This is a genomic window from Apibacter sp. B3546 (assembly GCF_009827885.1).
Taxonomy (GTDB): Bacteria; Bacteroidota; Bacteroidia; order Flavobacteriales; family Weeksellaceae; genus Apibacter.
Genome location: NZ_WINW01000004.1, coordinates 109,062 through 121,776, shown reverse-complemented (window position 1 = coordinate 121,776; position 12,715 = coordinate 109,062). Strand labels below are relative to the sequence as shown.

Genomic DNA, 12,715 nt, shown 5'->3' with positions numbered 1-12,715 from the left:
TATTTATTTCAAAAAATCGACAAAATTTACTGAGAATGAAATAATCAAGTAATATTAAACTTACATGATTATTTATATAGATTATTGTTTAATTAAATATTCTTCGGTATCGTATTGACCTGTATTGTCAAGATAGTACAGTTTTTTTTCAAAAGCTTTAAATTTAAAACCAAACTTATCTAAAGCTATCGTTGAATTTTTTCTATCCCAATTGAAATTACCTTGTTCATAAATAATTGATCCTTTAGAATCTTCGTCAGTAAAAAGTTGAATTTTTAACTTATACGTATTACTTTGATCTAAAGTCAGAACCACAAATTCACAATCATCACATGAAATACTTCCTTGATAAGTACCGATAAATTTCTTAGGTAAAGTATCCTTAATTGAAGAAGATACTGATAAAGAATCAGTTTGGTTAGAAGCTTTTATCGTTTGTTTCTTAATGCAACTGCTCAAAAGGCAACTAAATATAATTAGTAGTATATAATATTGTATTGAATGAATGTTCACAGGCAACAATTAATTTTTTAAATATATTTCAACTTTAAAATTTTGTATTAGGATCAAATTTTTCTAAATAATCAGAGACCTTTTTAGCAAAAGCACCTCCTAAAGCTCCATCTATGACCCTGTGATCATAGGTATGTGAGATAATCATCATATGGCGTATACCTATCATGTCTCCTTGTGGAGTTTCAATAACTGCCGGTTTTTTAACAATCGATCCAACAGCCATAATGGCAACTTGAGGTTGGTTGATGATCGGCGTTCCTGCAAGGTTTCCAAAACTTCCAATATTGCTCAAAGTATACGTTCCATTATTGGTATCTTCCGGTTTTAGCTGATTATTTCTTGCACGATTTGCTAAATCATTTATTGATCTTGCAAGTCCGGATAAACTCAACTGATCTGCATTTTTTATAACAGGAACAATTAAATTGCCATTAGGAACAGCTGTTGCTATACCTATATTAATATTTTTCCTTTTAATAATTGTGTCCCCATCTACGGAGATATTAATCATAGGAAAATCTTTTATTGCTTTTACAATTGCCTGAATAAACATAGGCATAAAAGTGAGCTTTACTCCTTCATTTTTGAAGAAAGAATCTTTATTTTTATTTCTCCAAAGTACTATATTGGTGACATCTGCTTCAACAAATGAAGTAACATGAGCCGAAATTTGTCTGCTTTGCAGCATATTTTTAGAAATAAGCTTACGCATACGGTCCATTTCTATGATTTCATCACCATCCGATATGGAAGGAGAAGAATTTAATATAGAGGTTTCAGACGTATTTTCTGATACTTTAGGGCTATTATGAACCGGTTCCAGTATAGGTGATACTTTTATGGTAGCGGAAAGATTTCTACTTTTTAAATAGGAAAGGATATCTTCTTTTGTAATTCTACCGTTTAGTCCCGTTCCTTGTAATAAATCTAATTCCGATTGTGAAATATTTTCTTTTTTACAAATAGATCTAATTAAGGGTGAATAATACGTACTTTTAGAAGCATTACTGTTATGTAGTTCAGAATTAGAAACCAAAGGTTTTTCTAATTCAGCTGTTATATTAGGTACATTTATAGATGTATTGATTGTTAAAGTATCATCCTGATTTAAAGATATTTCGGTTTTAGAAACAGCGGATGATTTTTCATCAGCATCTTCAATTTCTAATATAGCAAAAGCTTCTCCAATTTTGCAAATATCATTTACTTCTTTGAGCTTTTTTAGTAGTTTTCCCGAAATGGAGGAAGGGACATCTGAATCGACCTTATCTGTCGCAATTTCAACAATAGTTTCATCCTCTTCTACATAATCTCCTTCATTCTTAACCCATCCGGTAATTGTAGCTTCCATTATACCTTCTCCCATAGGAGGTAATATAAGTTTATATTCAGCCATAGTTAATAATTAGAAAGACAAAACTAGGAAAAAAATATGGAATGAGATTAAATTTTTTATGTTATACTCAGAATCAGTATCAAATTATTAAAAAAAGACAAATTTTATTGATTAAATTGATGAAAAATTATATAATTTTGTATTACTAACTATTCACTTGTTATTATGAATTATAAATTAAGCATAAAACAGTTATTGCTTAGAATTTTGCTCTTAATTTTTTGTTACCAACTCTGTAGAGCAATTTTCTATGTGTTCAATTTTCATTTTTTCAAAAACATAGGATTATCGGAGTTTTTAGGAGGCTTACGATTTGATTTGGCAGCAATTTTTTTAAGTAATATTCTCATAATTGTATTAAGTACGATTCCGGGCAACTTTAAGTATAATCGTACCTATCAAAAAAGTTTAAAAATATTATTTTTTTTAATCAATGCTTTTTTTATAGGAGTCAATTTCATTGATATAAAATATTATATATATACTAATAAAAGAAGTACCTATGCATTGATTACCGCTTCCGGTATGGAAGGAGATATACTCAGACTAATTCCTGTATTCTTAGCTCAATATTGGTATATGTTTTTAGGATATTTAGTGGCTATGTTTTGTTTTTGGAAATTTATTCCTGAAACATCATACAGACAAGAAAAAGAAAACGGATGGAAAGGTATCTTCGTGAGCTCATTAGTTTTTTTATTATTTGTCGGCTTAATTATATTATTGGGAAGAGGAGGAATCCAAAGGGCTCCAATTAAAACGGTTGATGCTATAAATTATACCGATTATCCCCAAAATACCGCAGTGGTATTAAACACAACTTTTACAATTTTTAAAACTATAAATAAAAAAGATAATTTAAAAAAGAAGAATTATTTTACCCCTCAACAATTAAAAACTACTTATCAACCAATTATAAATATCAATTCGGATGGAATTTTTAATAAAAAGAATTTAGTAATTATTATTTTGGAAAGTTTTGGAAAAGAAAATATTTACCAACAATTTGAAGGTAGGAAATTAACACCGTTTTTAGATTCTTTACTTACTGAGGGCAGGTATTATACCAATGCTTTTGCTAATGGATTAAAATCAATTGATGCAGTACCATCAGTAATTACATCTATACCTTGTCTTATGGAAGTTTCTTATATATCTTCACCTTATTCCTTTAATCAAATTGATGGATTTAATGCTGTTTTAAAAAAGGAAGGATATAATACATCTTTTTTTCACGGGGCATTTAATGGAAGTCAAAATTTCAATGAATTTGCCCGTATTTCCGGCTATGATAATTATTATGGTAAAAATGAATATACGGAAAAAGGGGGATATGATGGAGTATGGGGAATTTTTGATGAAGAATTTTTACAGTTTACACTAAAAAAATTTAATACTTTTAAACAACCTTTCTTTTCAACTATTTTTACCGTTTCTTCACATTCTCCTTATACCATTCCTGAACAATATAAAAATAAATTTCCTAAAGGAAACAGAGATATTCACGAAAGTATTGCTTATTCCGATTTTGCTTTAAGAAAGTTTTTTGAAAATGCCAAAAAACAAGAATGGTATACTAACACGGTCTTTGTTTTAACTCCCGATCATACAAGTAGAGGAGGAGCGAAACCTGAATATTTTTTAACAGAAATAGGTAATTATTCAATACCTATATTACTATTTGATCCTTCAAATTCTAAATTAAAGGGGACAGAAAATAAATTAATGGGTCAAATCGATATTTACCCCGAAGTTTTGAATTATCTGGGTTATAAAGGACAAATTTTTTCTTTTGGTAATCCCGTTGAAAGTAAAGATCGAGTTGTTGCCAATTTTAATGAAGGTATTTATAGATTTTTAATCAATCAGTATTATGTTACTTTTGACGGTAAAAAGATTTTACGAGTATATGATTATACAAAAGACAGTTTATTACAACATTCAATTTCAAATTATCCTAAAGAAAACTTTGAATTAAAAATTAAATCGTATATTCAACAATATAATAACAGACTGATAGATAATGAATTATCTTTGGTAAAATCAAAGGATTAAATCGACAACGAATCCCTCATGATTTCTAACATTAAACACCATATTATTATCAAAAAGCAAATATTGACCTTTAATACCTTTTAGAACTCCTTCAAATTCAAAAACCTTTTTAAGGTTTACCGAATTTACTTTATGTGGGTATGCGATTACAGGATATTGAAAATTAAAAATTTTGTTATCCTCTAAAATATAATTTTCTAGCTGATCGGGTATAAATGTTTTAAGCTCATTTTTCACAATTGATAATTCTATATAGGGTACTGATTCGCTTAACATTTTCCTATAATTAGTTTTATCTGAAACGTGTTTTTTAAGAATGGTTTCAATGACTCCGGCTTCATATCTATTTTCAGTTTCTGCTAATTTTATGGCGTACTCAGCACCTTGATCGATCCAACGATAAGGTAATTGAGATTTTCTTGTGACACCAACCTTAATTCCACCGGAGTTTGCTAAATAAACTATGTGAGGTTGAAGTTGAGCTTGAGATTCAACACTTAAATCTCTGTCTTCCATGCCTAAATGGGCTTTAGATAATTCGGGTCTTAGGATCCAATCTCCTGCATAGGGAGAAGTAAAATAGCAATCCTTACAATATCCCATGGCAAATATTTCTTTATCCAAACCACATCCCAGACATTTATAATGATCAAATCGTACTTTGATTTTTTTATCTAATAGTTGATTAATAATAAGTATTTCATCATTAAAATTTAGATAATACTGAATAGGAGAATTATATTCGGTTATCATTTTGGTTAGTTGTCCGGTTAGATGCATAAAGAATAATTTATTTACATTAGTCAGAATTATTATCTTGAATATTACAAATATATAAATATGATAGTATTCAATCCTTACTCATTCATAGTACTTTCAAATAAAAATTCTTGTCACATATATAGCTTAAGTTATTTTGTTTCAATTAATTCAATAAAATAAAATTAATTTTGAAACTTAAATCTTATTTTTGTTTGAAAAAAAAATATAAAAAAAATAGTTGTTATTGCAGGTTTTTTATATCTTTACCTAATATTTATTATGCTCAAAAAGTTAATTAATCGTACAATACATTCTTAAATATTATGAAAAAAAGTTTATTAGATTTTCATTTAATTTTCTTAGGGTTATTTCCATTATTTTTAATCACTAGCTGTGGAACATCAAAAAAAGCATTGAAAGATTATAACGAAGTTCAAATAAATCAATCGGTAGATGAAGTTACTATAAGTACCGGTACAATCGATAAAGCAGATAATGTAATTACTATAAAAGTAGAGGATCAAGGAACTAATACAACTAAAAAACCTAAGGACAAACTAGATAAAATAATGGTTTATCTAGGTGATGAGAATGTAGTGAAATGGAAATTAGTTAGATTGAATTCTCAAAATGCTTCTGATTTATACGAAACTTTACCCTTGATGAGATTTGATGAACCTTGGAAACAAATTTACGGAACAACAGGTTGTAACAAATTTACTGCCTATTATACTTGGGAAAATACTATTTTTAATTTATCAAGATTATCTTCAACCGAATTGCCTTGTGATTTTGATGAATCTCAATTTTTAAATGCTTTGCAAAGTATTGATGAAATTAGAGAAGGAGATTCTATTTTATCATTTTATAATAATGGACAAGAAATTTTAGTTTTTGAAAGATTTAATTCATGATTTCATAGATAAAGTTTTTAAATTTAAACAGTTAATAAAAATTTTTAAAAACGTAGCTTCATGTTAGAATACATGAAGCTATATTTTTATAGTTTCTTTTTATAAAAGGAAACTTCTGTAGTTCTACGGTTTATTCGAGTTAAAACTTCCTTGAAATTTTTAAAATCTCTATTGGTAAAAACTACTTCGTTACGTATTATTTTTTCTGAACTTAAAATAGATCCATTCAAAATTTGATTTTTAATTTGAAAATTAAATTTTATAGGAAAAGCATAACCGTTTTTAATTTTTAAATCTCTGGATTTATATAACACCGATGCTTCCGCACCTAACGGATATATTCTATGATCTTCAGTGAAATGATCTACCGTTGAAGGATGTCTCTCAAGTATTGCTAATCCACTTATTAGTGCCAGATGGTAAATAATACTGCTGTATATTTCGTATAAGAATGTTGAATCAGAATTGTGTAACATATGAACGGGATTACCTAAAACTTTCCAAAAAGAAAATACCTGATTGGGTTTAATTACTACATTAGAAAGTGAATTTTGTATCCATAACATCTGATTAGCTAACCGTTCTAAAGAAACAAAAGGAAGGTTCGTAATCCTATATGATAAGAGAATTTCATGAGGATAGTTTGCTTCATCTTTTTCTACATGTTTAGCATAATTAGTAAATGTAAAGTAGTTTTTTAAACATTTAACTATGTTCATCGTAAAGAAATTAGTAACGTAAATTTAATAAAAAAACATCTGCGGAATTCTATAGAATGTAAGAATTGATTACATTTGCAGAGCTAGAAGACATTATGATAATAACTTATCCATCAAGAATATATATAATTTGTCCTGCAAATATCTCAACCGGTGGACCGGAAGCATTACATCAATTAAGTCATAAATTAAGAACTGTTCTTAAATTAGATGCTAAAATGTATTATATACATAAAAAATCTAATGTAAATCCAAAACCGCAAGTTTATAATATCTACGATACATCAGAGATTGAAACTATTGATGATCATCCCAATAGTGTTATTATCATTCCGGAATCCCTTACCAATTATATTTTTAAGTATAAAAAAAGTAAGAAGATCGTTTGGTGGTTGAGTGTTGATTTCTATTCAATTTGTATGAAGAATCGACACAGAGGATTAAAATTTTATATTTCAAAATATTTTAAAGGTCAGCAAGAAGAGCAAGAGTACCATTTTGAAAATCTTCCTGATGTAGTTCATTGGGCTCAATCTTACCGATCCTATATATATCTTATCGAAAATCACATACCTGAAAATAAGATATCTTTTGTATGCGATTATGTAAATCCTCTTTTTTTATCAGAAAGTAATCAAATTAAAAATTTAGTTAAAAAAGAAAATATAATAATCTATAATCCTAAAAAAAATAATAAAGATTTAAAATCCATACAAAAGAAAAGCTCGAAGTATACATGGATAGCCATAAAGAATATGACAACCGATCAAGTGGTTGAAACCATGAAAAAAGCAAAAGTATATATAGATTTTGGATACAATCCCGGAAGAGACAAAATGTTAAGAGAATCATCAGTAATGAAATGTATTATTATTTCAGGTATGGGGGGATCTTCAAAATATCAACAAGATTTGAATATTCCAATGGGATATAAGTTTAAATATGCAAAAAATGAACTTTCAAAAATTATCGATAAAATAGAATATTCTATGATTAATTATGATCATGCCATATTGGATTTTAATGAGTACAGAAATGAAGTTCTAAATGAAGAATTAGAATTTGAAAATCAATTACAATTATTTTTTAATACAAATCCTGCTAATAAATGATATCAGTTATAATTCCCATCTATAATGTAGAAAAATATTTAAGTAGATGTATAGATTCTGTAATAAATCAAACCTATTCAGATTTGGAAATACTTCTGGTTAATGATGGATCTACAGATTCTAGCGGATTTATTTGTGATGAATATGCAAAAAAAGATTCCAGGATTGTTGTTATTCATCAGGAAAATAAAGGAACTTCAATAGCCAGGAATAGAGGTTTAGACAGAGCAAAAGGTGAGTTCATTGGATTTGTAGACCCTGATGATGTTATATCTGTACATTTCTATGAAATACTATATAATACATTGATTAAGACGAATAGTGACCTCATTTTATGTAATTTTCAAAATTTCACCCATTTCAATGAAATAAAGGAGGATCACCGTTCTTTATATAAAAGCAATGAATACAATGGATATAATTTTATTAAAAATTTTAGTTACAAGAAAGATACCGTTCGTTATGTAGTTATTTGGAATAAGCTTTACAAACGATATTTATGGGATGAATTGAGATTTCCTGAAAATGTAAAAATATGCGAAGATGAATATGTTTGGTTTAAAGCTATGTTTAAAGCCCATAAAATATGTGAATTGGATCAAGTTCTTTATTATTATTTTAAAAGGGCAAATAGTATAACCAATAAAATTTATGAAGAATTTTCATATAAGAAAGAAATCGCTTTTATCGAAGCATTGAAAGATCGAATAGACTTTTGTAAGAATAACAAATTAAATCAATTACTAAAAAAAACAGAAGAATATAGAAATAAATTACTAAGGAAAATATACCTTACAACCCCTAAAAATAAAATCCCGGAATATATAAGCGTTGAACTTTTCAATAATATAAAAGACATTCCTTACTCCAAGCGATTAAAAATTTATTTAAAAAAATCTTTTAAATAAAGTTCCTAAATGTATACCTATTCTATAATTATTCCACATAAAAATACACCTAAATTATTACAAAGGTGTTTAAATTCAATTCCTTATAGAGATGATATACAAATTATAATTATTGATGACGACAGTGATTCTTCTTATGTGGATTTTAAAAACTTTCCCGGATACAATAGAAAAAATGTCGAAATATATTTTACCAAAGAGGGTAAAGGAGTTGGGTATGCACGTAATATAGGATTACAAAAAGCTAAAGGAAAATGGCTATTATTTGCAGATTCCGATGACTTTTTTAATCCAAATTTTTTATATGAACTAGATAAATATAAAGATAGTAATGAAGAAATAATTTATTATTTGGCTACCAGTGTAGAAAGTAATTCTTTACAGAAATCTATTAGACATTTATATTTACTCAAAACAAGAAAAAAATATTACAAAAAGTTGCGATATAATAAAATTAAAGCAAAAGATCAATTAATATATAAAAATTGGGAAGTTTGGGCTAAAATGTTTAACAGAAATTTTATCGAAAAAAATAACTTAATTTTTGATGAAGAAAGAATCGGGGAAGAAGCTTTGTTTGTTATCAAAGCAGGTGAGTTATCTAAAAACTATTTCGTTGATGATTTTCCTCTATATTGTATTACCTATAGAAAGGATAGTTTATGCTTTAGTCTTGATAACGAAGATGAATTCGACGAACGATTCATGGCTAAAATTAGGATAAATACTTATTTAAAGAAAGTTAAAAAAGAAAAATTTACCATTGATCTAGATAAAGATTTATTAGAATCCTATAACTACGGGGGAGCAGCCAAAATGAAAGAAATAATGAAAATTATTAAAAATAATGGTAATAAAATACGCTTAAAAACTTATGTTAAATATTATATAAGAACATTATATAATCCGAAAATTAAAATGTACCTTTTATAATAATTAAATTGTGTATAAAATTACATACATAAATATAAACCAAAAAAGCCTCTTAAATGAGGCTTTTTTATTAAATAATTAGAATATTAAATTATTATAAAACTGAAAATTCAGTGGAAAATTTATCGTAATCTATTTTTTCGTCTTGGATAAAATCTATTTTGCCCATTTTTTCATTCAAAGATAAAACGCTGACTTGAACTTTCATATCTGCATCTTCAGATTTAAGAAATAGAGAAAATTGTTGGTTTACTTCATTAGTATCCAAGAGAAGTCCTATAAATTTTTTAGTATTATTAGTGGAAAATCCATCTCCTTTATGATTGTCGGCATATGCAACATGTAAATAATGCTTTTTACCTTCGAATTCACCGCAAGATATATTTATGACATCTTCATTGGAAGCAAGAAGATCTGAAACTGAGCTCCATGTATATAATTTAGGGTTTTCATTAGTTTCAGAAATACGATCGACATATACTCCTACAAAATTTTTACCTTCTGGCGTAATAGAGAATCCATTTCCGTTACTATCATCAGCATAAGCAACATGAACATATTTATCATCAATACAGATAAGGGAAGAACCGGGCAAGCCTTTAATCGGGAAAGTTACGCCATTTGATTCATTAGAATAATCATTAAAAGTTTCAATATACGGAGTATACTTTTCTCCCTCTTCAACCTTTAAATTAGTTATTTTTGTCTGATTTTGGGTCGAGTTATTTTCACATACAAAACTAAATTCTGTAAATTGTCTTCCGGAAGATCTTTCAACTAAGAATGTACTATATAGAAAAACACTACCATCGGAATTATTGATTTTTTTAAAATCTTTCCATCCAATTCTATGATTCCAATTATTGCCATTTACTCCACCTAATATGATAGTATTGAAAAATACAGTATCTTGGGTATCCTGCTCATTTGGTATCACAACCATTGAAGCAGTATAATAGCGATTTTCATCATCCAAATTTGTAATTTTATCCATCGGTATATAATATCTGTTATATCCGGTTTTTGGCTTTAAAATATATAAATCTTTATAATTTTTAGATATTAAATTAAAATTTGTACCATTATCTTGGCTTATGGGTTGAAAAATATAATCATCTATTTTTTCAAATTCTTTTTTATAATAAAGCTTATAGTTGACATTCTCCGTTTTGTTTTCTTGAAGACCTTTAACTACCCTGGAATTATTTATCACACTTGAACGTATATATGCCGTTGAAATGCTATTATTCAAATTAGCATCAATTCCATCTAATAAAAGATTTAAAAATGCCCGGCCGTTTAATTGATTAAAAGAAAAAGAACATATCTTTGAAAACTCTGAATCATTAATTTCATATTCATGTGAATAAGTAGCCTTAGCTATATCTACATATTTCGTTACTCCCACATTACCTTCATCATCAGAAACAAGCATATGGCTTGGTTTAAAATCTCGGTTTAAATCCGCATTGGGCGTATACTCATAATTAAGTCTGTGTTTCCCGTTTATTTTAAACCATTTCTCTTTAAAATCTCCGTACACTAAAGGATCACTCTTAGGATCTTCCGGTCTTTTGGCATCGATCACCAATTTATTAGTTAATTCAAACCTCATCGGCAAACTTGCATATGCACCAATAACAACACTGGTATTTCCATATACTTGATTGTAACCTTTGGTTATACCGGAACCCAAATAGGTGTTATATTCACCGTAATTTGAAAAATCGTATCCACATTGGTGGCCGATAAATGTATTTTCGCGACCATATAAAGTTTTATATGAAGCATATTTACCAATTGAAATATTACCTCCCGAAGTCATAGGTTTACTATCTGTAGATGATTTATAATCTACTCCTTTATATTTTCCCAATGCAAGATGACCAATAGCAGTTTCATCTGTCAATTGTTGAGCGTTGTAGGCCGCTGCTTGTCCAATCAGAACATTGCTGACAGATTTTTTAGCATTCGTCCCGGTTAAAGCGCCCATAAATGTATCGAAGTTACAAGATTCTAAATTTTGTCCGGCACCGTGTCCCGCAAATAAAGAGTTGGCGCCGTTTCTTAATTTTGTTGCGGAGTTATGCCCAATGCTTGTGATCCAATCGGATTCAGAACCCATACCGTCAAACTCCTTCAATGCATGATTTCCGATTGCTAAAACATCCGGACAGGTAACATTTTTCGATAATGCTTGACTTCCGATAGCCAGGTTGTTACGCGTCGATTCGTTTTTGCTGTTTAAAGCATCTGTACCAAATTTGATATTACCATTGGTATCAGCACCCAGAGAAGCAGAATTTATAAGTAAATCTTTAGTGGTTGAATTGCCCTTTTCAGTAATTTGTTGTAACGTATCGGTATGATTGATTTTCTCTTTAACATCCTCGTCAAGCATGGATTCGTTTATACCACCCTTTTTTATTGATATCTGATTTTCATTATCTATTTCAATTCCCCCGTTTTCAGTCGTCCTGTAAATGTCTTGTAAATCAGAGATATTTGTAGTAAAGGTTTTTCCGCTTTCAAGAATAAACTTAATTTCTTTATGGGATGAATCATAAGTAATTTCCGATAAAAAATTATCCTTTATAATTAGCTCTTGGGATTCTCCGTTTTGATATTGAACCAATAATTTGTTGGTTTGATCATTATATTTGATATCGATAACCGCATCTTTAACATACTTGCTAATAATTTCTTGTATCTTGTCTATGGAATACGTTTTATCGGAAGCAGAAGTTTGACTGTCATCAATTAAACCATATAAATGATTGGTCAAATTTTGAACAACATTTTTATCAACCTTATTATCAAGTTGTTCAAATAAAATACCAAGGGAAGAGGCATCAGATTTTGTTTCAAGTTTATTATTAATAGTTTCAACAATTTGTTGTATTTTATCTATAGAATAGGTCTTATCCGAAGCTGTGTTGAGATTATCATCAATGATCTCCTTTATGTATTTTTCTAAAGACATTATAACTTCTTTATCAACTTTTCCCTCCAATTGATTTATCAGGCTTTTGACTAGAGAAGTATCTGATTTATTAGCTAATATATTATTTATATTTTCAATGATTTCGATTGGTATTTTTTCATCCTTATGCCAATAGCTTTCCAACCATTCCGAGAATTGAGATTCGTCAGGTTTCTTGCCATTTTTAAACCACTGTTTTAATGTATCTTTTGTTGTCATTTTTGTAAATTTTAATATTATTTATCTTTAAAAAAGGTAAAAATTAGAATCTATGTTAGATAAATTAAAATTTTTAACCATCTACTTTGAGAATTGATACTCGTCCGGTTTTTTTATTTTTAACTTATTGTTTTAAAGTACCTTTTTTTGTCATTTAAAAATTCATCCAACTGATAAGATTTATAGATTAACTATTTG

General features: G+C 28.3%; 10 protein-coding genes. 5 read left to right on the top strand and 5 right to left on the bottom strand.

Annotated features, from left to right (window positions below; genetic code table 11):
* Positions 1–81 precede the first annotated feature (81 nt).
* Both GFU93_RS03775 and GFU93_RS03770 read right to left on the bottom strand, forming a co-directional pair.
* A complete protein-coding gene (locus GFU93_RS03775) occupies positions 82–459 on the bottom strand; it encodes a copper resistance protein NlpE N-terminal domain-containing protein (RefSeq protein ID WP_160567399.1) in 378 nt (125 codons plus the stop codon).
* Positions 460–547: 88 nt separating this feature from the next.
* Positions 548–1,912 (bottom strand): dihydrolipoamide acetyltransferase family protein, encoded by a 1,365-nt coding sequence (locus GFU93_RS03770; RefSeq protein WP_160567397.1) that lies wholly within the window; start codon positions 1,910–1,912, stop codon positions 548–550.
* A 252-nt stretch (positions 1,913–2,164) separates the two neighbouring features.
* On the opposite strand from GFU93_RS03770, the gene GFU93_RS03765 reads away from it, so the two are divergent.
* Positions 2,165–3,967 (top strand): alkaline phosphatase family protein, encoded by a 1,803-nt coding sequence (locus tag GFU93_RS03765; protein ID WP_160567395.1) that lies wholly within the window; start codon positions 2,165–2,167, stop codon positions 3,965–3,967.
* On the opposite strand, the gene GFU93_RS03760 is transcribed toward GFU93_RS03765, so the two are convergent.
* Complete coding sequence (locus GFU93_RS03760) at positions 3,956–4,747, bottom strand: DUF2797 domain-containing protein (protein WP_160567393.1); 792 nt, start codon at positions 4,745–4,747, stop codon at positions 3,956–3,958. The two genes, GFU93_RS03765 and GFU93_RS03760, sit on opposite strands and share 12 nt — an antisense overlap.
* Positions 4,748–5,052: 305 nt before the next feature.
* Between GFU93_RS03760 and GFU93_RS03755 the strand changes: the two genes are divergently transcribed.
* A complete protein-coding gene (locus tag GFU93_RS03755; protein WP_160567391.1) occupies positions 5,053–5,643 on the top strand; it encodes an META domain-containing protein in 591 nt (196 codons plus the stop codon).
* Between the two features lie 86 nt (positions 5,644–5,729).
* On the opposite strand, the gene GFU93_RS03750 is transcribed toward GFU93_RS03755, so the two are convergent.
* The gene (locus GFU93_RS03750; protein WP_160567389.1) at positions 5,730–6,362 is read right to left on the bottom strand and encodes a VanW family protein; all 633 of its coding nucleotides are present in this window, start codon (positions 6,360–6,362) and stop codon (positions 5,730–5,732) included.
* A gap of 95 nt (positions 6,363–6,457) precedes the next feature.
* Here GFU93_RS03750 and GFU93_RS03745 point away from each other — a divergent pair, with 95 nt between their 5' ends.
* Genes GFU93_RS03745 through GFU93_RS03735 form a run of 3 tightly spaced genes read left to right on the top strand, consistent with a single transcriptional unit; the run spans position 6,458 to position 9,315 of the window.
* Positions 6,458–7,474 carry a hypothetical protein gene (locus GFU93_RS03745; protein ID WP_160567387.1) on the top strand — a complete coding sequence of 339 codons (1,017 nt, stop codon included), beginning with the start codon at positions 6,458–6,460 and terminating at the stop codon, positions 7,472–7,474.
* The gene (locus tag GFU93_RS03740; protein ID WP_105297445.1) at positions 7,471–8,382 is read left to right on the top strand and encodes a glycosyltransferase; all 912 of its coding nucleotides are present in this window, start codon (positions 7,471–7,473) and stop codon (positions 8,380–8,382) included. Before GFU93_RS03745 ends, GFU93_RS03740 begins: the two co-directional genes overlap by 4 nt.
* Positions 8,383–8,391: 9 nt before the next feature.
* Positions 8,392–9,315, top strand: a complete 924-nt coding sequence (locus GFU93_RS03735) for a glycosyltransferase family 2 protein (RefSeq protein WP_160567385.1) — start codon at positions 8,392–8,394, stop codon at positions 9,313–9,315.
* 94 nt (positions 9,316–9,409) lie between these two features.
* Here the strand turns inward: GFU93_RS03735 and GFU93_RS03730 are convergent, their stop codons facing one another.
* A complete protein-coding gene (locus GFU93_RS03730) occupies positions 9,410–12,517 on the bottom strand; it encodes a hypothetical protein (RefSeq protein ID WP_160567383.1) in 3,108 nt (1,035 codons plus the stop codon).
* Positions 12,518–12,715 lie beyond the last annotated feature (198 nt).

Excerpts from the sequence above, each read along its gene's own strand:
- GFU93_RS03770 (WP_160567397.1), bottom strand. The coding sequence starts at position 1,912 with ATGGCTGAATATAAACTTATATTACCTCCTATGGGAGAAGGTATAATG.
- GFU93_RS03760 (WP_160567393.1), bottom strand. The coding sequence starts at position 4,747 with ATGCATCTAACCGGACAACTAACCAAAATGATAACCGAATATAATTCT.
- GFU93_RS03755 (WP_160567391.1), top strand. The coding sequence starts at position 5,053 with ATGAAAAAAAGTTTATTAGATTTTCATTTAATTTTCTTAGGGTTATTT.
- GFU93_RS03750 (WP_160567389.1), bottom strand. The coding sequence starts at position 6,362 with ATGAACATAGTTAAATGTTTAAAAAACTACTTTACATTTACTAATTAT.
- GFU93_RS03745 (WP_160567387.1), top strand. The coding sequence starts at position 6,458 with ATGATAATAACTTATCCATCAAGAATATATATAATTTGTCCTGCAAAT.
- GFU93_RS03740 (WP_105297445.1), top strand. The coding sequence starts at position 7,471 with ATGATATCAGTTATAATTCCCATCTATAATGTAGAAAAATATTTAAGT.
- GFU93_RS03735 (WP_160567385.1), top strand. The coding sequence starts at position 8,392 with ATGTATACCTATTCTATAATTATTCCACATAAAAATACACCTAAATTA.
- GFU93_RS03730 (WP_160567383.1), bottom strand. The coding sequence starts at position 12,517 with ATGACAACAAAAGATACATTAAAACAGTGGTTTAAAAATGGCAAGAAA.